Raw genomic sequence first — 23,842 nt, forward strand, 5'->3', positions numbered from 1 at the left:
TTCGTGGAAACGCCCGGCGGCGCCGTAGGCTCATGAGCCATGAGTCCACGTCTGAGCACCGTGATCCTGCCCCACCGCCGCTGGCACGAGGGCGGCCGCTCGGCGTGGCTGCGGGCCGAGCAGCTCGGTTTCCACACCGCCTACACCTACGACCACCTGTCCTGGCGCGTCCCGTTCCGCGACGGTCCCTGGTTCGGTGCCGTGCCGACCCTGACCGCCGCCGCGACCGCCACCGAGCGGCTGCGCCTGGGCACCCTGGTGACCTCGCCGAACTTCCGGCACCCGGTGACCCTCGCCAAGGAGCTGATCTCCCTCGACGACATCTCCGGCGGCCGCGTCACCCTCGGCATCGGCGCGGGCGGCACCGGCTTCGACGCCACCGCGCTGGGTGGCGAGCCGTGGACCGCGCGGGAGCGCGCCGACCGGTTCGCGGAGTTCGTCCCGCTGCTCGACCGGCTGCTCACCGAGGACACCGTGTCGCAGGAGGGCGAGTACTACTCGGCGCACGGGGCGCAGAACGTCCCGGGCTGCGTGCAGCGGCCCCGGCTGCCCTTCGCGGTGGCCGCCACCGGGCCGCGCGGGCTGCGGCTCGCCGCACGCCACGGACAGGCGTGGGTGACCACCGGCGACCCGAAGCTGTACGAGAACGGCACTTCTGAACAGTCGGTTCAAGCCATTCGCGGACAGGCCGCGAAACTGGCCGACGCCTGCGCCGCGATCGGCAGGAACGTGGCCGAAATGGACAAGGTCCTGCTCACCGGGTTCACCCCGGACCGCGACCGCCCGCTGCAGTCCCTGGACGCGTTCGTGGACTTCGCGGGCCGCCACCACGAGCTGGGCTTCACCGAGATCGTGATCCACTGGCCGGTCCCCGGGACCCGCTTCGCCGCCGACCGGAAGGTCTTCGAGCAGATCGCCATGGACGCACCGGCGCAGCTCGGCTGAGCCGGCGGAGGGTGACGGTGCGCCCGAGGACGGTAACCACTCAGATGTGCGCAGTCCCGCACGCCCGTGCTGGCATATGCGGGAGAATGGACCGGTGACCTCAGCGACCCGACAGCCCGAGACCGCGGCCCCCGCCGTCCCGCCGCGGCTCATAGCCACCGATCTCGACGGCACGCTCCTGCGGGACGACAAGTCGGTCTCCCCGCGCACGGTCGCCGCGCTCGCGGCCGCCGAGAAGGCGGGCATCGAGGTCTTCTTCGTGACCGGCCGCCCGGCCCGCTGGATGGACGTCGTCAGTGACCACGTCCACGGCCACGGCCTCGCGATCTGCGGGAACGGCGCGGCCGTGGTCGACCTGCACGGCGGCCCGGGCGCCCACCGGTTCGTGAAGGTGCGCGAGCTGGCCCGGGACAACGCGCTGGACGCCGTACGGCTGCTGCGCGACGCGGCACCGGGCACGATGTACGCGGTGGAGCAGACCTACGGCTTCCACCAGGAGCCGGAGTACCCGAAGCTGCACATGGAGATCCCGGACCACCTCGCGCCGGCCGAGGAACTGCTGGCACCGGACGGTCCCGGCGGCGACGAGCCGGTGCTGAAGATCCTCGCCCACCATCCGTCCCTCGACCCGGACGGCTTCCTCACCACCGCCCGGCTCGCCATCGGCGCGCGGGCCAGCGTCACCCGGTCCAGCCCCAGTGCCCTGCTGGAGATCAGCGGACCCGGCGTCTCCAAGGCCAGCACGCTCGCCCTGTGCTGCGCCGAGCGCGGCATCTCGCACGAGGAGGTCGTCGCCTTCGGGGACATGCCGAACGACGTCGAGATGCTGACCTGGGCGGGCCGGTCGTTCGCCATGGGCAACGCGCACCCCGACGTCATCGCCGCGGCTTCCGGCCGCACGGTCGCCAACAACGACGACGGTGTGGCGGTCGTCATCGAGCGGATGCTGCTGACCGGGCGGCCGTAGAGCCCGCGGGCGCACCCGCGGGTCCGCCCGCCGGTGCAGACGGTCCACTCGTGTCCGGGAGGTCAGTACGGCGCCTGCCACACCACGGTGGTGCCACCGCCGTTCTCGCCGAGGCCCGGACCGTGGCTGCTGTCGCCGCCCAGGGACTCCGCACGCCGCCGCAGGTTGCGCAGGCCGCTGCGCCGGCCGCCCTCGGCGATGCCGACGCCGTCGTCCGCGACGCTCAGACGTACGCCGGGGCGGCCGTCCGGCAGGGTCGCGGTCGCGTCGACGACCACGTCGATCCGTGCGGCGCCCGCGTGCCGGAAGGCGTTGGAGAGCGCCTCGCGCAGCGCGGCGATGAGGTTCTTGCCGGTCAGGTCGCCGACCAGGGTGTCGACGGGGCCGACGAAGCGGTGCGAGGGTTTGAAGCCGAGCGGCACGGCGGCCATGTTGATCTCCCGCAGCACGCGGGTGCGCAGCCCGGAGGGCGCCTCGGCTGGCCCCTGCTGGAGGGCGAAGATCGCGCTGCGGATCTCCTGGATGGTGACGTCGAGTTCGTCGACGGCCCTGCCGACCCCGTCCCGCACCTCGGGCACGACCGAACCCCGCTGGGCGCTCTCCAGCAGCATGCCGGTGGCGAACAGCCGCTGGATCACCAGATCGTGCAGGTCACGGGCGATGCGGTCGCGGTCCTCGAACACCGCGAGCCGCTCCCGGTCGCGTTGCGCCTCGGCCATCATCAGCGCGAGCGCGGCCTGCGCGGCGAACTGGACCGCGAGTGTGCGCTCCGCCGGTGTGAAGGCGTGCTCCCCGCGCGCGCGAGGCATGACGAGGCTGCCGAGCACCCGGCCGCCGCTGTGCAGGGGCAGCATCATGACCGGCCCGTAGCGGCCGGCCGGCCCGGTGACCATGCGCCGGTCGGTGGCCGCGTCGCCGGTGAACACCTCCCGTCCGGCGAGGAGTTCGGCGACGACGCCGCTCTCGGGCGGGAGGACCGTGCCCAGCAGTCCGGACGGACGGTCGGCGGCCACGGCGACGATCTCCAGGCCGCCCTCGTCGGCGGGCAGCAGCACGATGCCGGCCGCGGACCGCGACAGCCGGCGGGCCTGTTCGGCGACGACCTGGAGGGCGTCGTCGACGTCGCCGCCGGCCAGCAGGGCGGTGGTGACGGCGACCGACCCGTCGATCCAGCGCTCACGCTGCTGTGCCGCCTCGTACAGCCGGGCGTTGCCGATGGCGATGCCGGCCTCGGTGGCGAGCACGCGGATGATGTCGAGGTCCTCGTCGTCGAACGGGCCGCCGCCGTGCTTCTCCGTCAGGTACAGGTTCCCGAAGACCTCGCCCTGCACCCGGATCGGCAGGCCGAGGAAGGTGCGCATCGGCGGATGGTGCGCGGGCAGGCCCCAGGAGCGCGGGTCCGCCGTCAGATCGGCGAGCCGGACCGGTTCCGGATCACGCAGGAGCGCCCCGAACAGTCCCTTGTGCCCGTCGGGCAGCCGCCCGATCCTGCGGGCGGTCGCCTCGTCCACGCCCTGGTGGACGAAGTCGGCGAGCGCGTCCCCGTGCTCGCCGACGACGGCGATGGCCGCGTAGCGGGCACCGGTCAGGGCGGCCGCGGTCTCGCAGATCCGCTCCAGTGTGGAGTGCAGCTCCAGCCCGCTGCCGACGGACCGCATGGCCTCCAGCAGCCGGGGCAGACGGGCGCCCGGGTCGGCCGGAAGCCGCGGGACGGGCTGCTCGGGGCCCGGGAGCGGCTCGACGGACATACTCCCTAGGGTAATTAGTCCGCTTTGTTCAAGAAAGTCGGGGCCTGCGGAGCGGGGCGGGACTACGCCGCCGCGAGCAGCGACTCCGCCTCCGCCTCCCGCTCCACCATCCGCCGCAACGGCCCCGGCACGGCGGCCAGTTCGGCGTACGTCCCCCGCTGGACCACCCGCCCCTCGTCCAGGACGACGACCTCGTCGACCGCCTCGAGACCGGCCAGCCGGTGCGTGATGAGCAGGGTCGTACGGCCCTCGGTGGCCGCCAGCAGGTCGGCGGTGAGGGCATCGGCCGTCGGCAGGTCGAGGTGTTCGGCGGGTTCGTCGAGGACGAGGACGGGGAATCCGGCGAGCAGCGCGCGGGCCAGCGCCAGCCGCTGCCGCTGCCCGCCCGACAGCCTGGCCCCGTGCTCGCCGACCAGGGTGTCCAGGCCGTCGGGCAGGCCGTCGGCCCACTGCAGCAGCCGGGCCCGTCCGAGCGCGTCACGCAGTTCGTCCTCGGTGGCGTCCCGCTTCGCCAGCAGCAGGTTCTCGCGCACCGAGCTGTCGAAGAGGTGCGCGTCCTGCGCGCACAGCCCGACGAGGCGGCGTACGGCGTCGCCGTCGAGCGCGCAGGCGTCCACACCGGCCAGCGTGTACGAGCCCGAGCCGGCGTCCAGGAAGCGCAGCAGCACCTGTGCGAGCGTCGTCTTGCCGGAGCCGGACGGGCCGACCACGGCGATCCGGCGCCCCTGGTCGAGCGTCAGGTCGAGGCCGTCGAGCGCCTCGCGCCGCTGCCCTTCGTACCGTGCGGTCAGGCCCTTGAGGGTCACCGGGAACGGAGAGGCGGGCGCCTGCCGGGGCCGCTCGGGCTCGCGTACGGGCTCGGGCGCGTCCAGTACCTCGTACACGCGCTCGGCACTCCTGCGCACCCGCTGGCGGTACTGCACCGCGAGCGGAAGCCCGAGGACGGCCTCGAAGGCGGCCAGCGGGGTGAGGACGACGACGGCCATCGACACGCCGCCGAGCCGCCCGCCGGCCACCGCCTGGGCGCCCACGAGCGCGGTCGCCGCGACCGTCAGCCCGGACAGCAGCGCGGTGAGCCCGTCGCCGAGCGCGGTGGCGGTGGCGGCGCGCGAGGCGATCCGGGTGAGCCTGCCGTCCGCGCGCCGGGTCTCCGCGGTACGGGCCGGCAGGGCGCCGGCGACCGTCAGCTCAGGGGTGCCGGTGAGCAGGTCGGTCACCCGTGTCGCGAGCGCCCCGCGGGCGGGGGCCAGCCTGCGGTCGGCGCGGCGCGCCACGGCCCCGGTGATCAGCGGGACCCCGACACCGGCCGCCACCAGCCCGGCGGCGAGCGCGAGACCGGCCTCGGGCAGCAGCCACGCCGTGAAGGACACCGCCGCGGCCGCCACGACCGCCGCGGAGCCGGCCGGCAGCAGCCAGCGCAGCCAGTAGTCCTGCAGGGCGTCCACGTCGGCGACCAGGCGCGAGAGCAGGTCGCCCCGGCGGGTGCGGCGCAGACCGGCGGGGGCCAGCCGCTCCAGACGCCGGTAGACGGCGACCCGGGTGTCGGCGAGCATCCGCAGCACCGCGTCGTGCGAGACGAGCCGCTCGGCGTACCGGAAGACGGCCCGGCCGATGCCGAAGGCGCGCGTCGCCGTGACCGCCACCATCAGATACAGCACGGGCGGCTGCTGCGAGGCCCGGGAGATGAGCCAGCCGGAGGTGGCCATGAGGCCGACGGCACTGCCCAGCGCGAGGCTGCCGAGCAGCAGGGCGAGGGCCAGCCGGCCGCGCCGGGGGCCGGACATGGCGCGGACGCGGGTGAGCACACCGCCGCGGCTCCTGACGGGTTCGGCGTCCTGCGGTCCGTGCGGCGCGGGACTCTCGTCGGTCTCCCGGACCGCCGGGCGCGCCTCGGGCGCCGGGCCTTCCACGGACACCGGGGGTTCCACGGGCGCGGGTACCGCGGGGGCGTCCAGCCGCACCACCCGGTCCGCCGGGCCGAGCAGGGCCGGCCGGTGCACCACCAGCAGAACGGTGCGCCCCGCCGCCAGCCGCCGTACCGCCTCCACGACCTGCGCCTCGGTCGCACCGTCGAGCGCGGCCGTCGGCTCGTCGAGGAGCAGTACGGGCCGGTCCGCGAGGAACGCGCGGGCCAGCGCGAGCCGCTGCCGCTGCCCGGCGGAGAGCCCGGCGCCGTCCTCACCGAGAAGGGTGTCGGCACCGTCCGGCAGCGCCCGCACGAACTCCAGCGCTCCGGCGTCCGCCAGCGCCCGCCGTACGGCGGTGTCGTCGGCGTCCGGCCATGCGAGCCGTACGTTCTCGGCGACGGTCCCGGCGAACAGGTGCGGTCGCTGCGGCACCCAGGCGATCCGCGACCGCCACTGCTCCAGGTCGGCCTCGCGGAGATCGACTCCCCCGATCCGCACCCGGCCCCCGGCCGGCCGCACGAAGCCCAGCAGGACGTTGAGCAGCGTCGACTTGCCGACGCCGCTCGGACCGACGAGGGCGACCGTCTCCCCGGGCTCGACGGTGAAGGAGACCCGCGACACCGCGTCCTCGGACCGCCCGGGGTAGCGGACCGTCACGTCCTCGAAGGCGATGGCACCCGCCGGCACGTCCGCCGTGCCGGACGAGGGCACCGGCGTCTCCAGGACGGTGAAGATCTCCTCGGCCGCCGCGAGCCCCTCCGCCGCCGCGTGGTACTGCGTCCCGACCTGGCGCAGCGGCAGGTACGCCTCCGGCGCGAGGACGAGGATGACCAGACCGACGTACAGGTCCATCTCCCCGTGCACGAGCCGCATGCCGATCGTGACCGCGACCAGGGCCACGGACAGCGTCGACAGCAGCTCCAGCGCGAAGGACGACAGGAAGGCGATCCGCAGCGTGCGCATCGTCGCCTGCCGGTACTCGCCGGTGATACGGCGGATCGACTCGGCCTGCGCCTTGGCCCGCCCGAACACCTTCAGGGTCGGCAGACCCGCGACGACGTCCAGGAAGTGCCCGGACAGCCGCGACAGCAGCCGCCACTGCCGGTCCATCCGGGACTGCGTGGCCCAGCCGATCAGCATCATGAAGACCGGGATGAGCGGCAGGGTGGCCACGATGATCGCCGCCGAGACCCAGTCCTCGGTGACGACCCGGGCCAGCACCGCGACCGGTACGACCACCGCGAGCCCCAGCTGCGGCAGATAGCGCGAGAAGTAGTCGTCGAGGGCGTCGACCCCCCGGGTGGCCAGGGCGACCAGGGAACCCGTCCGCTGCCCGCCCAGCCAGCCCGGCCCGAGCGCGACCGCCCGCTCCAGCAGCCGTCCCCGCAGCTCCGACTTCACCGCCGCGCTCGCCCGGTGCGCGGCGAGCTCGGTGAGCCAGGAGACCAGCGCACGGCCGCAGGCGACGGCGGCCAGCAGCAGCAGGGGAGTGCCGAGTTCGGACACCGTCATCCGGTGCTGGAAGGCGCCCACCACCACCTCGGCGATGAGCATCGCCTGCGCGATGACCAGGCCCGCTCCGACAGCGCCCAGACCGACGACCGCCACCATGAACACGCGGGTGGCGCGGGCGTACCGGAGCAGACGCGGATCGATCGGTTTCACGTGAAACACACCTCAGTGCGCGGTCTCGGCGATGTGCTGCGTTCCGATGCGCTTGCGGAACACCCAGTACGTCCACCCCTGGTAGAGCAGGACGATCGGCGTGGCGATACCGGCACACCAGGTCATGATCTTCAGGGTGTACGGGCTCGACGAGGCGTTGGTCACGGTGAGGTTCCAGTCCGCGTTGAGCGACGACGGCATGACGTTCGGGAACAGCGTCAGGAAGAGCATCGCGACCGCGGCCACGACGGTGACACCGGACAGCGCGAACGACCAGCCCTCCCGGCCGCGCTGGTTGGCCACCAGCGCGGCGACCAGCGCGGCCACCGCGACGGCCATGGCCACCAGGCTCTTGCCGTTGCCCTTGTCGATCTGGGTCCACAGCAGGAAGACCAGTGCCGCCACCGCCGTCACGAGACCGACCATCAGGGCCAGCTTCCGCGCCCGCTCCCGGATGTCCCCGACCGTCTTCAGCGCGGTGAACACCGCGCCGTGGAAGGTGAACAGCGACAGCGTCACCAGACCGCCGAGCAGGGCGTAGGGGTTGAGCAGGTCCCAGAGGTTGCCGACGTACTCGAGATTCCTGTCGATCTTCACGCCGCGCACGATGTTGCCGAAGGCGACACCCCACAGGTACGCCGGGATCAGCGAGGTCCAGAAGATCGCGGTCTCCCAGTTGCGCTGCCAGTTCTCCTCCGGACGCTTCGCGCGGTACTCGAAGGCGACGCCCCGCACGATCAGGCAGACCAGGATGATCAGCAGCGGCAGGTAGAAGCCGGAGAAGAGCGTGGCGTACCACTCGGGGAAGGCGGCGAAGGTCGCGCCGCCCGCCGTCAGCAGCCACACCTCGTTGCCGTCCCAGACCGGGCCGATCGTGTTGATCAGCACCCGCCGCTCGGGCCGGTCGCGGGCCAGCAGCTTCGTGAGCACGCCGACCCCGAAGTCGAAGCCCTCCAGGAAGAAGTAGCCGGTCCACAGGACGGCGATCAGGACGAACCAGACGTCGTGCAGTTCCATGACTCGATCTCCCTCGGCCTAGTACGAGAAGGCCATCGGCTTGTCGGCGTCACGGGTGTCGCCGCCGATCTTCGTGGGCGGGTTGAGGTCGGCCTCGGTGAGCTCGGGCGGGCCCGCCTTGACGTACTTCAGCAGCAGCTTCACCTCGACGACGGCGAGGACGGCGTACAGCGCGGTGAAGACGAGCATCGAGGTGAGCACCTCGCCCTGGGAGACACCGGGGGAGACCGCGTGCCGGGTCTGCAGGACGCCGTAGACGACCCACGGCTGGCGGCCCATCTCGGTGAAGATCCAGCCCCAGGAGTTGGCGATCAGCGGGAAGCCGAGGGTCCAGATGGCCACCAGCCAGTACAGCCTGCCCAGCTTGGGGCTGAGGGCCTTGTTGCGGAACAGCACCAGATGCGGCACCTCGTCCTCACCGACCCTCAGATGCTGGGGCAGCATGAACTTCTTGCGGGTCAGCCAGAGTCCGGCCAGGCCGATGGCGAAGGACGCCATGCCGAAGCCGATCATCCAGCGGAACGCCCAGAAGGTGACCGGGATGACGGGCCGGTAGTCGCCGGGGCCGTACTTCTGCTGCTCGGCCTTGTTGGTGTCGTTGATGCCGGGGACGTAGGAGTTGACGTTGCCGTCGGCGAGGAAGGACAGCACGCCGGGGACGGACAGTTCGACGGTGTTGTGGCCCTTGCTCACGTCGCCGTACGCGAAGACCGAGAACGGCGCGGAGTCCTGCCCGTTCCACAGGGCCTCGGCGGCCGCCATCTTCATCGGCTGCTGCTTGAACATGACCTTGCCGAGCGTGTCACCGCTGATCGCGGTGAGCAGGCCGGCGATGACGACGGTGACCAGGCCCAGCCGCAGCGAGGTCTTCATCACCGGGATGTGCTTCTTGCGGAAGAGATGGAAGGCCGCGATGCCCACCATGAAGGCGCCGCCGGTCAGGAAGCACGCCGCGAGCGTGTGGAAGACCTGGGCGAGCGTCGTGTTCTGGGTCAGCACCTGCCAGAAGTCGGTGAGCTCGGCACGTCCCTTGGCCTTGTTGATCCGGTAGCCGACGGGGTGCTGCATCCAGGAGTTGGCCGCGAGGATGAAGTACGCCGACAGGATCGTGCCGATCGACACCATCCAGATGCAGGCCAGGTGGATCTTCTTCGGCAGCTTGTCCCAGCCGAAGATCCACAGGCCGATGAAGGTCGACTCGAAGAAGAAGGCGATCAGCGCCTCGAAGGCGAGCGGGGCGCCGAAGATGTCACCGACGAAGCGCGAGTAGTCGGACCAGTTCATGCCGAACTGGAACTCCTGCACGATGCCGGTGACCACGCCCATCGCGATGTTGATCAGGAAGAGCTTGCCCCAGAACTTCGTCGCTCTGAGGTACTTCTCCTTCTCCGTGCGCACCCAGGCGGTCTGCAGGCCGGCCGTGAGAGCGGCCAGGGAGATCGTCAGGGGAACGAACAGGAAGTGGTAGACGGTGGTGATGCCGAACTGCCATCGCGCCAGTGTCTCCGGCGCCAAAGCCATTTCCACGTCGTATGTCTCCTTACGTGGCCGTGGTCACAAGCGGCAGTTTGCCCTCGACGAAAGCACTCATCACGGGACAACCGGGACACGTTTGTGAACGCGTTCACATTCACAAGCAATTATGGCGCATACGCGTCCGGCACTCGATGGGCGGGGGGTCCCCAACAGGGGCCCGACCGGCCCCAGCGGGTGGGGCCGCACGGCTCCTGGTCCGAGGGAGCTGTCCCGGCCCACCGGAGACGGCCGATCAGGGCCGCCGCGACCGAATGTCCTGGTCCGGGACGTGTACCGCGGGCCCGGGAGACGCGGCCCGCGAGCCGATGGGCGCATGCTCCGCGGGCTCCTGGCACGGCCACGGAACGGAGATCCGGGCCACCGCGCGACCGTGCGCGGCGATGACCCGGTCTGTGTGCAATTGGTCACTGGGGCGGGACGGCCCCCGCTCCGCGGCGCGGCAGCCTCAGAGCTCCTTGCGGAACGCTTCCGTCACCTTCAGGAAGATGTCGTTCGCCTCGGTCTCGCCGACCGTCACCCGCACGCCCTCGCCGGCGAACGGCCGGACCACCACGCCGTGCTGCTCGCACGCCTCCGCGAACGCCACCGTGCGCTCCCCCAGTCGCAGCCAGACGAAGTTGGCCTGGGTCTCGGGCACCGTCCAGCCCTGCGCGCGCAGCGCGTCGACCACGCGATTGCGCTCGCAGACCAGGGAGCCGACCCGGCCGAGCAGTTCGTCCTCGGCCCGCAGCGAGGCGATGGCCGCCTCCTGCGCGACCTGGCTCACCCCGAACGGCACCGCCGTCTTGCGCAGCGCCGCCGCCACCGGCTCATGAGCGATCGCGAAACCGACCCGCAGGCCCGCGAGCCCGTACGCCTTGGAGAACGTCCGCAGCACGCAGACGTTGGGCCGCCCGCGGTACAGCTCCACTCCGTCGGGCACCTCGGGGTCGCGGATGAACTCGCGGTAGGCCTCGTCCAGCACCACCAGCACGTCGCTCGGCACCCGGTCGAGGAACCGCTCCAGCTCCGCCCGCCGCACGACCGTGCCGGTCGGGTTGTTGGGGTTGCAGACGAAGACCAGGCGCGTGCGGCCGGTGACCGCGTCCGCCATCGCGTCCAGGTCGTGCACATCGCCCGGGGTCAGCGGCACCTGCACCGACCTGGCGCCGCTGATCTGCGTGATGATCGGGTACGCCTCGAAGGACCGCCAGGCGTAGACCACCTCGTCGCCGGGGCCGCTGGTGGCCTGGATCAGCTGCTGGGCGACGCCCACCGAGCCGGTGCCGGTGGCCAGGTGGGCAAGGGGCACGCCGAAGCGGTCGGAGAGCTCGCTCATCAGGCCCGAGCAGGCCATGTCCGGGTAGCGGTTGAAGGACGAGACCGCGGCCGTCACCGTCTCCATCACGCCGGGCAGCGGCGGATAGGGGTTCTCGTTGGAGGACAGCTTGTAGGCCACCGGCCCGCCGGCCGCCGCGGGCTTGCCCGGCTTGTAGGTGGGGATACCCGCCAGCTCGGCGCGCAGCTTGGGGCTCGTCTCGCTCACCGCAGTCCTCCTCATGACCACCACCGGCTTTCAATACTGCTTACCTTATGAGGATTCGGCGTCTTCGCGTACAGCCGGGGACGGACCTCCTCCGTCCCCTTCCGTCCTCCTCCGTCACAAGGGCATCAGGGGCAACACCACCCGTAGGCAGACGAATCGAGGGGCGCTCTCACATATATCTATGCGCCGGTGGCTCACGCCGTGGTGCGCATCCCCCGTACAGGTGAGTTGAGACCTCTTCGAAACATCCGGGGCTTGGCAGGCCCATGCGTACAGACAAGTCACGTAATGCCATTGCATCGTTCAACTGTCTTGCTTTCAAAGGTAGTTGGCTATGAATGACCTTGCAGAAACGTGCCTGTCAACGCGTGCATATGCGTCCGCCCTACCCCACTCCATGAGCCCTACTATCGGCTCGCCATGACAGCAGCAGGGAAGCACCAGGTGAGCCGCGCGGAAACCTCACGTCGAGGCGGCCGGCCGGGTCGGGCGGGCATCAGGGACGTCGCCGCCGCCGCCGGAGTCTCCATCACAACCGTCTCCGATGCCCTCAACGGCAAGGGCCGGCTCCCGGACGCCACCCGGCGCCATGTCCGCGAGGTCGCGGACCGGCTGGGCTACCGCCCGTCGGCAGCGGCCAGAACCCTCCGTACCGGCAAGTCCGGCCTCATCGGCCTGACCGTGACGACGTACGGGGATGAACCTTTCACCTTCACCGAGTTCGCCTACTTCGCCGAGATGGCGCGCGCCGCCACCTCGGCCGCCCTGGCCCGCGGCTACGCGCTGGTCATCCTGCCCGCGACCTCGCGCCACGACGTGTGGTCGAACGTCGCGCTGGACGGCACGGTCGTCATCGACCCCTCCGACCAGGACCCGGTCGTCAGCGAGCTGGTCCGGCAGGGGCTGCCGGTCGTGTCCGACGGCCGCCCCGCCGGCTCGCTCCCGGTCACCGCGTGGGTCGACAACGACCACGAGGCCGCCGTCCTCGGCATCCTCGACCACCTGGCCGACGCCGGCGCCCGCCGCATCGGCCTGCTGACCGGGACGTCGACGGACACGTACACCCACCTGTCGACGACGGCCTACCTGCGCTGGTGCGAACGCGTGGGCCAGGATCCGGTGTACGAGGCCTACCCCGCGCACGACCCGTGCGCGGGCGCCGTCGCCGCCGACCGGCTGCTCGCCCGCCCGGACCGGCCCGACGCCGTCTACGGCCTGTTCGACCCGAACGGCACCGACCTGCTCGCCGCCGCCCGCCGCTACGGTCTGCGCGTACCGGACGACCTGCTTCTGGTCTGCTGCAGCGAATCCACCGTGTACGCCAGCACCGAGCCGCCGATCACCACCCTCTCGCTCAAGCCGCGGCGCATCGGCACCGCGGTGGTCCAGCTCCTCATCGACGCGATCGAGGGAGCCGACGCGGACCGACCGGTCGAGCAGGTGATACCGACGGAGCTGATCGTGCGCACCTCGTCCCAGCGCCGTCCGCCGCGGACGACGGTCAGTGCGCCGCGGGCGCCCGAGGAGGAGTAGCACACGGGCCGTCAGCATGCGGCCCAAGCCCTGCCCAATCGGGGCGAAAGCCGCGGTGAACTGGACTGTTACTCCGATTCACCACCCCTGGGTCATCACATGGCGCGATCGGCATTCCTATGATGGGCCCACGACACCGCGGGCCGCTGCGACCAGGCAGTCCGAAGCGGTGCAGATGCGGCGCGATGGTGGAGGGGTCTGATGACTCAGGGGGCCGGTCAGGGACCCGAAGCGGAACGGACGGCGACATTGCGCGACTTCCGGGTACCGGCGTATGTCCACGAGACCGGTCCCTACGGCCACAACACGCACCCCGGCGACGTCGTCCCGCCCCAGGAGACCGCCTACCCCGAGGGCTACACGCCGACCGAGCGCGACCTGCCCGTCATCAACCGCGGCGACACGCTCCAGGTGCCCGTCGCCCCGGAGCCCCTGGCCGGCCCGCAGGAGACGGACGGCACCGGCCCGCTCTACGTCGTCGGCGACGTGCACGGCTACCTGGACGAGCTGCTCACCGCCCTCCGGGAACAGGGCCTCGTCGACGCCGCCGGGCAGTGGTGCGCCGGCACCTCCCGGCTGTGGTTCCTCGGCGACTTCACCGACCGCGGCCCCGACGGCATCGGCGTCATCGAACTCGTGATGCGCCTGTCCGCGGAGGCCGCCGCGGCCGGCGGCTACTGCAAGGCGCTCATGGGCAACCACGAGCTGCTGCTGCTCGGCGCCAAGCGGTTCGGCGACACCCCCGTCAACTCCGGCGCGGGCACGGCCACCTTCCAGGCCGCCTGGCTGCTCAACGGCGGCCAGAAGACCGACATGGACCGCCTGCAGGACCACCACCTGCAGTGGATGGCCCGTCTCGACGCCATGGAGGCGGTCGACGGCTATCTGCTCGTCCACTCCGACACCACCGCCTACCTCGACTACGGCGACTCGATCGAGGCGGTCAACGACACCGTCCGCGAGACGCTCACGCGCAACGACGCCGACGAGTGCTGGGATCTGTTCCGCAAGTTCACCAAGCGCTTCTCCTTCCGCGACGAGGGGGGCCCGGCCGCCGTCCGTTCCCTGCTGGACACCTACGGCGGCACACGGATCGTTCACGGTCACAGCCCCATCCCGTACCTGCTGGGCGAGGTCGGCTCCGAGGACGGCGACGACAGCGCGGGTCCCGTGGTCGAGGGACCGCACGTCTACGCCGACGGCCTGGCCATCGCGATGGACGGCGGAGTGACCATGGCCGGAAAGCTACTGGTGCAACAACTTCCGCTGGATATCTGAACGTTCACGGGGCAGGCGCCCCCCGCGGAGGAATCGCGACGAACGGCGCAGGCCAGGGCCCAATTTCTGGAAACCCCCTGTCACCACGTGCCGTGACCGCTCTACCATCAACTTATCCGTAGCAGGCTCCCCTCCGTTTCTGCCCGACGGCTCGTTGGCATGCGAGCCCCAAGCCCTACGGAGCATCGGGGGATGCACATGAACAGCGTTCCGCAGCACCTGCTGAGCGAGGACCGCCAGGAATACGAGCGGATCCTCGATGAGGCGCTGCGCTCCGCCCCAAGCCACCCGGAACTGGCCGCTGTCGGACAGCGGCTCAACGCCGAACAACTGCGCACCATGGCGCTCAACGCCTCCGCGCTCATCACCGCGGCCGCGGCGGTCGAGTACCAGCACTACGTGAAGGTACGAGAGGAAGTGCGCCGGCCGGCGCCGTCCACCCCGCCGTCCACCCGCGAGGCCGGCTCCTCGGAGCCGGGCGGAGCGGCGATGGGGCTCGCCACCACCCTCGGCGAGGCCGCCGAGACCGCCGGCGCGGGCGCCGTCGCCGTCGCCGCCGTCCTCACACCCGTCCTCGCCGGAACAGCAGCGGTGATCTTCCTCCTCGTCGGCTACGTCATCAGGTCGCTCGACCCCAAACAGACGTTCGGCAAGACGATGATCACCACCGGCTGGGTGTTCGGCGCGCTGACCGCGGCCGCGATCCTCGTCGCCGCGGTCGGCCTGTTGCTCACCGCTCTGCGCAACAGGCCCTCGCTCGAGAGCGGACCGTACGGCGAACTGCGCGAGGACGTGGCCCTGGCCAGGGCGGCCTGGCGCGACGCACTCCTGGAGCGCGGCATCATGCCGTTCCTCAGGGAGGCCCTGGCCGACCCGGGCGCCGCCGCCGCACTGCACAGCACGACACTGCGGACGCCGAACAGCCGCATGCCGAACCTGGGCTACGACCGCCCCGGCTTCAGCAGCCCGGACGACGGCGCCACCGGCCCGCGCCCGAGCTTCTCCAGCCCGGACTACACCAGCCCGGAGTTCGGAGGCCCGGAACACCAGCCGGAGTGACACCGCCGGCTTGCGCCCTCCGCGACGCAGCGCCCCGTCGGGGCCGGCCGGGGGAGCGCAAGCCGAACACCACCCTCGTCGAACCGGTTCCTCAGTCCGTGATGGGCAGATACACCCGGTTCCCGCTCGCCGCGAACTCCTTCGACTTCTGGAGCATCCCCTCCGCGACCTCTTCGGGTGACGCGCCCTCAGACGCCGCACCACCGAACCGCTCTGTGATGCTTTGACTAATCTTCATCGAGCAGAACTTCGGCCCGCACATCGAGCAGAAGTGGGCGGTCTTGGCCGGCTCGGCCGGGAGGGTCTCGTCGTGGAACTCCCGTGCCGTGTCCGGGTCCAAGGCGAGGTTGAACTGGTCCTCCCACCGGAACTCGAAGCGTGCGTCGGACAGCGCGTCGTCCCATTCCTGGGCGCCGGGGTGTCCCTTGGCGAGGTCGGCGGCGTGGGCGGCGATCTTGTAGGTGATGACGCCGGTCTTGACGTCGTCACGGTTGGGCAGGCCCAGGTGCTCCTTGGGCGTGACGTAGCACAGCATGGCCGTGCCCCACCAGGCGATCATCGCGGCACCGATGCCGGAGGTGATGTGGTCGTACGCCGGGGCGACGTCCGTGGTCAGCGGGCCGAGCGTATAGAACGGAGCCTCGTCGCAGATCTCCTGCTGAAGGTCGATGTTCTCCTTGATCTTGTGCATCGGGACGTGTCCCGGGCCCTCGATCATGGTCTGTACGTGGAAACGCTTGGCGATCGTGTTGAGCTCCCCGAGCGTGCGCAACTCGGCGAACTGCGCCTCGTCGTTGGCGTCCGCGATCGAACCCGGCCGGAGGCCGTCGCCCAGCGAGTACGTGACGTCGTAGGCGGCGAGGATCTCGCAGAGCTCCTCGAAGTTCTCGTAGAGGAACGACTCCTTGTGGTGGGCGAGGCACCACGCCGCCATGATCGAGCCGCCCCGCGAGACGATGCCGGTCTTGCGGTTCGCGGTGAGCGGCACGAACGGCAGGCGGACTCCCGCGTGGACCGTCATGTAGTCCACGCCCTGCTCGGCCTGCTCGACGACGGTGTCCTTGTAGATCTCCCAGGTGAGTTCCTCGGCCCTGCCGTCGACCTTCTCCAGGGCCTGGTAGAGCGGCACGGTGCCGATGGGCACGGGGGAGTTGCGCAGCACCCACTCACGGGTCGTGTGGATGTTGCGGCCGGTGGACAGGTCCATCACGGTGTCGGCGCCCCAGCGGGTCGCCCAGGTCATCTTCTCGACCTCCTCCTCGATGGAGGAGGTCACCGCGGAGTTGCCGATGTTGGCGTTGACCTTCACCAGGAACCTCTTGCCGATGATCATCGGCTCGATCTCCGGGTGGTTGACGTTGGCCGGCAGCACCGCGCGGCCCGCCGCGATCTCCTCGCGGACCACCTCGGGTGACACGTTCTCCCGGAGGGCCACGAACTCCATCTCCGGCGTGATCTCGCCCCGGCGCGCGTAGGCGAGCTGGGTGACCGCCTTGCCCTCACGTCCGCGCCGCGGTTGGCGCGGACGCCCGGGGAAGACCGCGTCCAGGTTGCGCAGCCCGCCGCGCGGCGAGGTGTGCTTGATGCCGTCGTCCTCCGGACGGACGGGACGGCCCGCGTACTCCTCGGTGTCGCCGCGGGCGATGATCCAGTTCTCGCGCAGCGGGGCGAGCCCCCTGCGGACATCGGTTTCGGTGAACGGGTCGGTGTACGGGCCGGACGTGTCGTACAGCGTGACCGACTGCCCGGTGGTGAGATGCACCTGACGGACCGGCACCCGCAAGTCGGGGCGCGAGCCCTCGACATACGCCTTGTGCCAGCCGATGGACTTCCCGGCCTCCGTGGACCGTCCACCGGACTGTTCGCCCTGTGTGGACAGTTCCTCATGCTCGGAGGCAGGCGTGCGTGCGTCCTTGTTGGTCATGAGACCTACTCCCTACGCCGGCATTACCCGGTAACAGGTTCGGCGGTCGACGCAGCCGTATCCGTCCGTCGGCGTTTCACCGGCACCATCACTCGACTTCGGTGATGTTCCACGTGAAACATCGCTGGGACGGAGGTCAGCGCCCTCTCAGCCCGGTGCTCCGAGCTCCCGCGTGTGCAAAGGAGTCTCCACGCTAACGCCACTCCGGGCGAGCTGAACAGGGGGCCTCGGTTCTTCTTGCAATGATCGGACGGTGACCACGACACGTCAGCACCCGTATCCGCCCACGGAGCCTCCCCACGGGCACGGTTCCGGCGGCGGCCCAGGACACGGCCCCCGGGCGGAACGTGATCACGGTGCCGAGCATGCTCATGGCCCCGGTGCGGGGCACGGCCACGGCGCCGGTGCCGGGCACCGCCAGGGCGCCGGCCACGGGCACTCGCACAACCATGGCCCCGCGGCGCCCGTCTCCAAGCACCTGCGCAAGGTCATCGCGGCGATCCTCATCCCGTTCACCGCAGCCGTGGTGGTCGGGCTGGTCGTGCTGTGGCCCGGCGGAGCATCGGCGCACCAGCGTACGGGCGTGGGTTTCGACCGGCAGACCCGGCAAGCGACGGTCACCGAGGTCGTCGGCGTGAGCTGCACGTCGTTGAACGCCTCCGGCCGGGCCCCGACCGGTGACAGCCCCACCGCCGGGGCCTCCTCCGCCGCGCGACAGGAGGAGAGCGGCTGCAGGAAGGCGACGATCCGGGTGGACAGCGGCAAGGACAAGGGCCGTACGTTCACCGAGATCGTGCGGCCGGACCAGCCGCGCCAACTGCACCGGGGCCAGAAGGTCGTGGCCGCCTACGAGCCCGCAGCCCCCAGGGATCTGCAGTACTCGGTCACCGATGTGAACCGCCGGTTCCCCATGGCCCTGCTCGCGGGCATCTTCGCGCTCGCCGTGGTCGTGGTGGGCCGGATGCGCGGTGTCATGGCGCTGGTGGCGCTGGCCGTCAGCTTCCTGGTGCTGACGTTCTTCATCCTGCCCGCGATCCTGCAGGGCTCGAATCCGCTGCTCGTGGCGGTGATCGGGTCGAGCGCCATCATGCTGCTCGCCCTCTACATGTGCCATGGCCTGTCCGCCCGTACGTCCGTTGCGGTGCTCGGCACACTCCTGTCGCTCGTGCTGATCGGCGTGCTCGGTTCCGGGCTCATCGGCTGGGCCGCGCTGACCGGCAACACCGACGACAGCACCGGCCTGATCCACGGACTGTATCCGTCGATCGACATGAGCGGTCTGCTGCTCGCGGGCGTCATCATCGGCTCGCTCGGCGTCCTCGACGACGTGACGGTCACCCAGACGTCCGCGGTCTGGGAACTGCACGAGGCCAACCCCTCGATGGGCCGTCGAGGGCTGTACCGGGCCGGTATCCGTATCGGCCGGGACCACATCGCGTCGGTCGTCAACACTCTCGTTCTCGCCTACGCGGGCGCCGCTCTGCCGTTGCTGCTGCTCTTCTCCGTCGCCCGGAGCGGCGTGGGGACGGTCGCCAACAGCGAGCTGGTGGCGGAGGAGATCGTGCGCACGCTGGTGGGCTCGATCGGGCTGGTCGCCTCGGTTCCGGTCACGACGCTGCTCGCGGCGATGGTGGTCGCGGCCGACCGTCCGGAGGCGAAGGGCCGTCCGGAGGCGCCCGGCCATCCGGAGACGCCCGACCATCCGCGGGCGGAGGGCCGTCTGAGGGCGAAGGGCCGTCTGAGGGCGAAGGACCGTCTGAGGGCGAAGGACCGTCTGAGGGCGAAGGACCGTCCAGGAGCGGATCCGGCCGGGGGCCCAGGAGCAGATCCGGCCGCAGGCGGGGTTCCGGGCGCCGCAGGGCCTGTGCCCGCGTGGTCGGGGAGGGGCCGGCGCCGCAAGCGCTGAAGCGGAGGCTGCCGCGGCCTGTGCAGGGGGCGGCCCGGAGATGAAGCGTTCCTGCACTCCCCCTGCCACACGCAGAAGCGTTACGTCGGGCTCCACGGAGCCAGTCTCCGTCAGCCCGCGCTCTGTTCCTCCGCCAGGATCCGGTCGAGCGCCTCGTCGAGATGGGCGTCGAAGTCCGCGAGCGAGCCCTCCTGGCCGAGGGGCACCAGCTTGTCGGTGCGGTCGAGGAAGGCGATGAGCGGGACCGTGGACGAGCGGAACAACGCCTGGTCGCAGCCCACCTGAAGCCGGATCAGGACCTCGGCCAACGAGTCCGGTTCGGCGGGTGAGACCCGCACATCCCCCTCCCCGCACGGCCTGCCCACCCCGTCGATGAGCAGTTCGCGGCCGAATGCCCAGGTCACCGGTGCATCACCGGGCAGATGGAAGGTCAGCCGTACGGCATACGGATCAGAGGTCTCGTAGCGCAGTTCCACCGGGATGCGGAACGTCAGCTCCTCGGAGACGAGAAAGCTCATCATGACCTCTGCCTGTACGGACTCGCGCATCGCCTACCCCGTCATATGAAGCCGAACGGCCGGGAACGATTCCCCTGACACTGGTGGCATCTTGCTGAACGTGCACGGCAGATCACAAGGAGTGATTTTTCAGATACTGATAGAGAGCGCCAGGGATCCCAGCCCCTGCCCGATCTCGCGCTGCAGCTGCTCGACCGCGGACGCCAGCCGATCGGCCTGGTGAGCAGGCAGGGAGATGGCCATCGTCGCGACCGCCGTGCCCACGGTGATGGGGATCGCCGCGCAGACCGTCCCCAGCGCGTATTCCTGCCACTCCGTCACCGGATCCGTCCGCCTCGCCCGTTCGAGCCGTTTCAGCAACGCGTGGTTGTCACGCACGGTGTACGGGGTGATGGACCGCACGGGGTGGCGGTCGAGATGGTCGCGGCGGGCGGCCTCGTCCAGCTGGGACAGCAGGCACTGCCCGATCGCGTGCGCGTGCGCCGTCTCGCGGAAGTCGGCCCACTCCTCGACCGCGGGATTGCCCGGGGTGTCGGAGACGCATCTGACCTGGATCTCGCCCTCCTGGTACACGGCGTAGTACACGGGCACACCGATCGCGTCGCGCCAGTGGGCGAGCGCGTCGACGATCGCGCTGCGACGTTTCTGCTGGGCCGCGCTGCCGCTCAGCCGCACGGCCGCCTCGCCGAGGAAGAACAGGCCCCCGTCCCGGCACAGATAGCCCTCGTGAACCAGGGTGCGCAGCAGGTGGTACGCCGTCGGGAGCGCCAGCCCGGTCTCGCGGGCCAGCTGCTTGGCGGGGACTCCGCGCTCGTGCCCGGCGACGCACTCCAGCAGACGCATCGCGCGCTGGACGGATCCGATGAGCGTGACGGACTGCGACGAGGTGGAGGAGGCATCCGCGCACGGCTGCGCGGGGGCCGCTGTCGGGCAGGACGACGAGGCCGGTGCGGTCGGGTGCGACGACGAGGCCGGTGCCGTCGCGCGGGATGCCGTGGATGGCGCCGTCGGACGCGGCCGGCCAGGCGGCGCCGTGCCGCGCTCCTGCGTCGAGGGCCCCGGCTGTTCGGGAGGCCTGATGCGGTGGCGCGGAGACGGAGCGGGGGGTGCGGGGGGCTCGGTGAGTGCGGTGTCTACCGTGGCCAAGGATCACTCCTGTAGCGCGAGGGAACAGCCCGTGCCGGGAACACGGGTGGGGGTGTACGCCGCTCGCGGGTTCGTCCCCGCGTCGATTTCCGGACTCTAATGGCCGGTCGCCGCCTTGAGGCGGCCTGTCCGGAAAACTTCCCTCGCGCGAGGTAACCGGTGATTCCCGTTACCGGTCACCCATGTCCCGGATGCCTCACCAGTCGCTTCGTGACGACGAGCTCGACATGAACTTCCGCACGACGTAGATCAGTCCGCCGACCAGTGCCACGAAGACCAGCAGCTTGAAGAGCAGTCCGATGACGAAGCCGACGACGCTTGCTATCAGCCCGCCGAACACCACCAGGGCGATGACCGGCACCGCGACCCACTTCACCCACCACGGCAGACCGCTGAACATCTCTCCCATTGCCCTCGTCCTCTTCTCTCCGCCCGGCTGCTGTGCAGGGCTCCATTGATGTCCTGCACTCGATGCTAGAGCCGGCAGGGGTGCCGGCGGGGGGTTCGCATCCCTTGTCCTCCCCTGACTGAACCCCTAGGGAACCCCGAGATGCCGCCTCAGCTCTCCGGCGGAGAGAACACCACGAGTACCCGCAGGTCCTCGCTGATGTGGTGGAACTTGTGGGCGACGCCGGCCGGTACGTACACCACGCTTCCGCGCGCCACCTCGGTGGTCTCCAGGCCGACGGAGACCGAGGCCCGGCCGCTGACGACGAAGTAGACCTCGTCCTGGTTGTGCGGCTTCTGTGGATCATGTTCGCCGGCATTGAGTGCGTACAGCCCGACGGACATGTTCCGTTCACGCAGGAACTGCAGGTAGGCGCCGTCGTTGGCGATTCGTTCCGCCTCAAGTTCGTCCAGCCGGAATGCCTTCATCGCCGTTGCCGCCCTCGCCCCACTGCTCATGACCGATCTCTTCTGCCACGATCAGACACATGAAGAATTTCGTAGTCAAGACGATCGCCAACGCGGGCGCCCTGGCGGTCGCCGTATGGCTGCTCGACAAGATCACCCTGACCGGTGACAGCACGGGGAAGAAGGCCGGCACCCTCATCATCGTCGCGTTGATCTTCGGCTTTGTGAACTTCCTGGTCAAGCCGGTCGTGAAGCTCCTGAGCCTGCCGCTGCTGGTCCTGACCCTGGGACTGTTCACCCTGGTCGTCAACGCCCTGATGCTGCTGCTCACCTCGTGGCTGGCCGACAAGCTCGACCTGAGTTTCCACGTCGAGGGCTTCTGGACCGCGGTGCTGGGCGGCCTGATCATCTCGATCGTCTCGTGGGCGCTGCACGTCGTCCTGCCCGACGAGGACTGAGACCGCCATGAGTTACCGCGTCTGCTTCGTCTGCACGGGCAACATCTGCCGCTCCCCGATGGCCGAGTCCGTCTTCCGCGCCCGCGTCGCGGAGGCCGGGCTCGACGGCCTGGTCGAGGTCGACAGCGCCGGCACCGGCGGCTGGCACGAGGGCGACGGCGCCGATCCGCGCACCGTCTCCGTCCTGCGGGAGAGCGGCTACGGGACCGGCCACACGGCGCGCCGGTTCGATCCGTCGTGGTTCTCCCGTCTCGACCTCGTCATCGCCCTCGACTCGGGCCATCTGCGAGCCCTGCGCCGCCTCGCGCCCAGCCGGGAGGACGCGGCCAAGGTGCGGCTGCTGCGCTCCTACGACCCCGCGGCCGGTGACGACCTCGACGTTCCGGACCCGTACTACGGGGGCCCGGACGGGTTCGATGAGTGCCTTGAGATGGTGGAGGCGGCGAGCGAGGGCCTGCTCGCCGCGGTACGCGAGCACGTGGAGGGACGGGCGGCATGAGTGATTCCGCTGCGAGCAGGCCTTCGGGCGACGGTGACGGAACCCGCGCGGTGCGGGCGGGCCTGCCCGACGCGGTCAAGAACGAACCGACCCTGCCCGGACCGGTGTTCGCGGCCCACTTTCATCTGCCGGGTGAGGTGGGCGGCCCGTACACCTACGGCCGCGACGAGAACCCCACCTGGACGCTGCTGGAACGGGCCGTCGGCGAACTGGAGGCGCCCGGCCGGGCCGGCGTGCAGACGCTCGCCTTCGCCTCCGGGATGGCCGCGATCTCGTCCGTGCTGTTCTCCCAGCTGAGCGCCGGGGACACCGTCGTGCTGCCCAGCGACGGCTACCAGGTCCTGCCCCTGGTCCGCGCGCAGCTGGAGGCGTACGGCATCGAGGTACGTACGGCGCCGACCGGCCAGGACGCCCAGCTCGACGTCCTCGACGGAGCGAGGCTGCTGTGGCTGGAGACGCCGTCGAATCCCGGGCTCGACGTGTGCGACGTCCGCCGGCTGGTCGAGGCGGCACACGCGCGTGGGGCACTCGTGGCCGTCGACAACACGCTCGCGACGCCCCTGGGACAGCGCCCGCTGGAACTCGGCGCGGACTTCGCCGTGGCCAGCGGCACCAAGCAGCTCACCGGGCACGGGGACGTCCTGCTCGGCTACGTCGTCGGCCGCGAGGCCGGGGCCATGGCCGCCGTGCGCCGCTGGCGCAAGATCGCCGGCGCGATCCCGGGGCCCATGGAGGCCTGGCTGGCGCACCGTTCGATCGCCACGCTCCAGCTGCGCGTCGACCGGCAGTGTGCGACGGCGCTCACCCTCGCGGAGGCGCTGCGCCGGCGGCCCGAGGTGAGCGGGCTGCGCTACCCGGGACTGCCCGACGACCCCTCGCACAAGATCGCCTCGCAGCAGATGCGCCGCTACGGGTGCGTGGTGTCCTTCACGCTGCCCACGCGCGCGCGTGCCGACCGTTTCCTCGACGCGCTGCGGCTCGTGGACGACGCAACCAGCTTCGGCGGCGTGCGGTCCACGGCCGAGCGGCGCGGACGCTGGGGCGGGGACGCGGTGCCGGAGGGCTTCATCCGCTTCTCCGTCGGCGCCGAGGATCCCGGGGACCTGGTGGCCGATGTGTTCCGGGCGCTGGACGAAGCGGCCCGATGACCGTGCCGGAGCCGGTCCCGGCGGCCCTTCCGGGGCGCCCGGCTACGTACAACGGACGGTCCGAGCCTCCCCCCTCGTGGCTCGGACCGTCCTCGGTCCTGCGCGCGAAGAACCGCGCGAACCAGGCTAGTTGACTCTGTGTCAGTGTCCAATCACGGTAGCGACAGAGGCCTATCGACTTATTTATAGTTGGGCCCTGCCTTGGGGG

Annotated in this window: 19 protein-coding genes; 9 read left to right on the forward strand and 10 right to left on the reverse strand. The window is 70.8% G+C overall.

The features are described 5' to 3' along the window. Nucleotides 1-39 precede the first annotated feature (39 nt). Both ACJ9NR_RS20020 and ACJ9NR_RS20025 read left to right on the forward strand, forming a co-directional pair. Complete coding sequence (locus ACJ9NR_RS20020; protein WP_412493942.1) at nt 40-945, forward strand: LLM class flavin-dependent oxidoreductase; 906 nt, start codon at nt 40-42, stop codon at nt 943-945. Between the two features lie 76 nt (nt 946-1,021). Continuing rightward, nucleotides 1,022-1,912, forward strand: coding sequence for an HAD hydrolase family protein (locus ACJ9NR_RS20025; protein WP_412493943.1), 891 nt, complete (start codon nt 1,022-1,024; stop codon nt 1,910-1,912). Nucleotides 1,913-1,974: 62 nt separating this feature from the next. Here ACJ9NR_RS20025 and ACJ9NR_RS20030 read toward each other — a convergent pair whose 3' ends face one another. From ACJ9NR_RS20030 to hisC, 5 genes are all read right to left on the reverse strand, one after another. Next, nucleotides 1,975-3,570 carry a sensor histidine kinase gene (locus tag ACJ9NR_RS20030; protein WP_412494105.1) on the reverse strand — a complete coding sequence of 532 codons (1,596 nt, stop codon included), beginning with the start codon at nt 3,568-3,570 and terminating at the stop codon, nt 1,975-1,977. Between the two features lie 152 nt (nt 3,571-3,722). Further along, a complete protein-coding gene (gene cydD, locus ACJ9NR_RS20035) occupies nt 3,723-7,232 on the reverse strand; it encodes a thiol reductant ABC exporter subunit CydD (RefSeq protein ID WP_412493944.1) in 3,510 nt (1,169 codons plus the stop codon). Nucleotides 7,233-7,244: 12 nt separating this feature from the next. After that, nucleotides 7,245-8,249, reverse strand: a complete 1,005-nt coding sequence (gene cydB, locus ACJ9NR_RS20040) for a cytochrome d ubiquinol oxidase subunit II (RefSeq protein ID WP_412493945.1) — start codon at nt 8,247-8,249, stop codon at nt 7,245-7,247. Nucleotides 8,250-8,267: 18 nt separating this feature from the next. After that, a complete protein-coding gene (locus ACJ9NR_RS20045) occupies nt 8,268-9,776 on the reverse strand; it encodes a cytochrome ubiquinol oxidase subunit I (RefSeq protein ID WP_412493946.1) in 1,509 nt (502 codons plus the stop codon). Between the two features lie 454 nt (nt 9,777-10,230). Further along, nucleotides 10,231-11,310, reverse strand: coding sequence for a histidinol-phosphate transaminase (gene hisC, locus ACJ9NR_RS20050; protein ID WP_412493947.1), 1,080 nt, complete (start codon nt 11,308-11,310; stop codon nt 10,231-10,233). A gap of 420 nt (nt 11,311-11,730) precedes the next feature. On the opposite strand from hisC, the gene ACJ9NR_RS20055 reads away from it, so the two are divergent. From ACJ9NR_RS20055 to ACJ9NR_RS20065, 3 genes are all read left to right on the forward strand, one after another. Beyond that, nucleotides 11,731-12,843: a LacI family DNA-binding transcriptional regulator gene (locus tag ACJ9NR_RS20055; protein ID WP_412493948.1), complete on the forward strand. Its 1,113-nt coding sequence runs from the start codon at nt 11,731-11,733 to the stop codon at nt 12,841-12,843. Nucleotides 12,844-13,044: 201 nt separating this feature from the next. Continuing rightward, nucleotides 13,045-14,121 carry a metallophosphoesterase gene (locus ACJ9NR_RS20060; protein WP_412493949.1) on the forward strand — a complete coding sequence of 359 codons (1,077 nt, stop codon included), beginning with the start codon at nt 13,045-13,047 and terminating at the stop codon, nt 14,119-14,121. Between the two features lie 192 nt (nt 14,122-14,313). Continuing rightward, nucleotides 14,314-15,180 carry a hypothetical protein gene (locus tag ACJ9NR_RS20065; RefSeq protein ID WP_412493950.1) on the forward strand — a complete coding sequence of 289 codons (867 nt, stop codon included), beginning with the start codon at nt 14,314-14,316 and terminating at the stop codon, nt 15,178-15,180. Between the two features lie 91 nt (nt 15,181-15,271). Here the strand turns inward: ACJ9NR_RS20065 and thiC are convergent, their stop codons facing one another. Continuing rightward, on the reverse strand, nt 15,272-17,104 hold the full coding sequence (gene thiC / locus ACJ9NR_RS20070) for a phosphomethylpyrimidine synthase ThiC (RefSeq protein ID WP_412493951.1): 1,833 nt from the start codon (nt 17,102-17,104) through the stop codon (nt 15,272-15,274). Between the two features lie 253 nt (nt 17,105-17,357). Between thiC and ACJ9NR_RS20075 the strand changes: the two genes are divergently transcribed. Then, on the forward strand, nt 17,358-19,010 hold the full coding sequence (locus ACJ9NR_RS20075; RefSeq protein WP_412493952.1) for a YibE/F family protein: 1,653 nt from the start codon (nt 17,358-17,360) through the stop codon (nt 19,008-19,010). A 110-nt stretch (nt 19,011-19,120) separates the two neighbouring features. On the opposite strand, the gene ACJ9NR_RS20080 is transcribed toward ACJ9NR_RS20075, so the two are convergent. The 4 genes from ACJ9NR_RS20080 to ACJ9NR_RS20095 all read right to left on the reverse strand — a co-directional run bounded on the left by ACJ9NR_RS20080 (nt 19,121) and on the right by ACJ9NR_RS20095 (nt 21,550). Then, a complete protein-coding gene (locus tag ACJ9NR_RS20080; RefSeq protein WP_412493953.1) occupies nt 19,121-19,558 on the reverse strand; it encodes an SsgA family sporulation/cell division regulator in 438 nt (145 codons plus the stop codon). 99 nt (nt 19,559-19,657) lie between these two features. Then, nucleotides 19,658-20,371, reverse strand: a complete 714-nt coding sequence (locus tag ACJ9NR_RS20085; RefSeq protein WP_412493954.1) for an IclR family transcriptional regulator — start codon at nt 20,369-20,371, stop codon at nt 19,658-19,660. Between the two features lie 499 nt (nt 20,372-20,870). Then, nucleotides 20,871-21,083 (reverse strand): DUF5326 family protein, encoded by a 213-nt coding sequence (locus tag ACJ9NR_RS20090; RefSeq protein ID WP_412493955.1) that lies wholly within the window; start codon nt 21,081-21,083, stop codon nt 20,871-20,873. A 149-nt stretch (nt 21,084-21,232) separates the two neighbouring features. Further along, on the reverse strand, nt 21,233-21,550 hold the full coding sequence (locus ACJ9NR_RS20095; RefSeq protein WP_412494106.1) for a cupin domain-containing protein: 318 nt from the start codon (nt 21,548-21,550) through the stop codon (nt 21,233-21,235). 59 nt (nt 21,551-21,609) lie between these two features. Here ACJ9NR_RS20095 and ACJ9NR_RS20100 point away from each other — a divergent pair, with 59 nt between their 5' ends. The 3 genes from ACJ9NR_RS20100 to ACJ9NR_RS20110 are packed head-to-tail and all read left to right on the forward strand — an operon-like array spanning nt 21,610 to nt 23,634. Further along, nucleotides 21,610-21,987, forward strand: a complete 378-nt coding sequence (locus ACJ9NR_RS20100) for a phage holin family protein (protein ID WP_412493956.1) — start codon at nt 21,610-21,612, stop codon at nt 21,985-21,987. Between the two features lie 7 nt (nt 21,988-21,994). Beyond that, nucleotides 21,995-22,486: a low molecular weight protein-tyrosine-phosphatase gene (locus tag ACJ9NR_RS20105; RefSeq protein ID WP_412493957.1), complete on the forward strand. Its 492-nt coding sequence runs from the start codon at nt 21,995-21,997 to the stop codon at nt 22,484-22,486. After that, nucleotides 22,483-23,634, forward strand: coding sequence for a cystathionine gamma-lyase (locus ACJ9NR_RS20110; RefSeq protein ID WP_412493958.1), 1,152 nt, complete (start codon nt 22,483-22,485; stop codon nt 23,632-23,634). Before ACJ9NR_RS20105 ends, ACJ9NR_RS20110 begins: the two co-directional genes overlap by 4 nt. Nucleotides 23,635-23,842 lie beyond the last annotated feature (208 nt).

The sequence above is a fragment of the Streptomyces sediminimaris genome (assembly GCF_047049295.1).
In the GTDB taxonomy this organism is placed as follows: Bacteria; Actinomycetota; Actinomycetes; order Streptomycetales; family Streptomycetaceae; genus Streptomyces; species Streptomyces sediminimaris.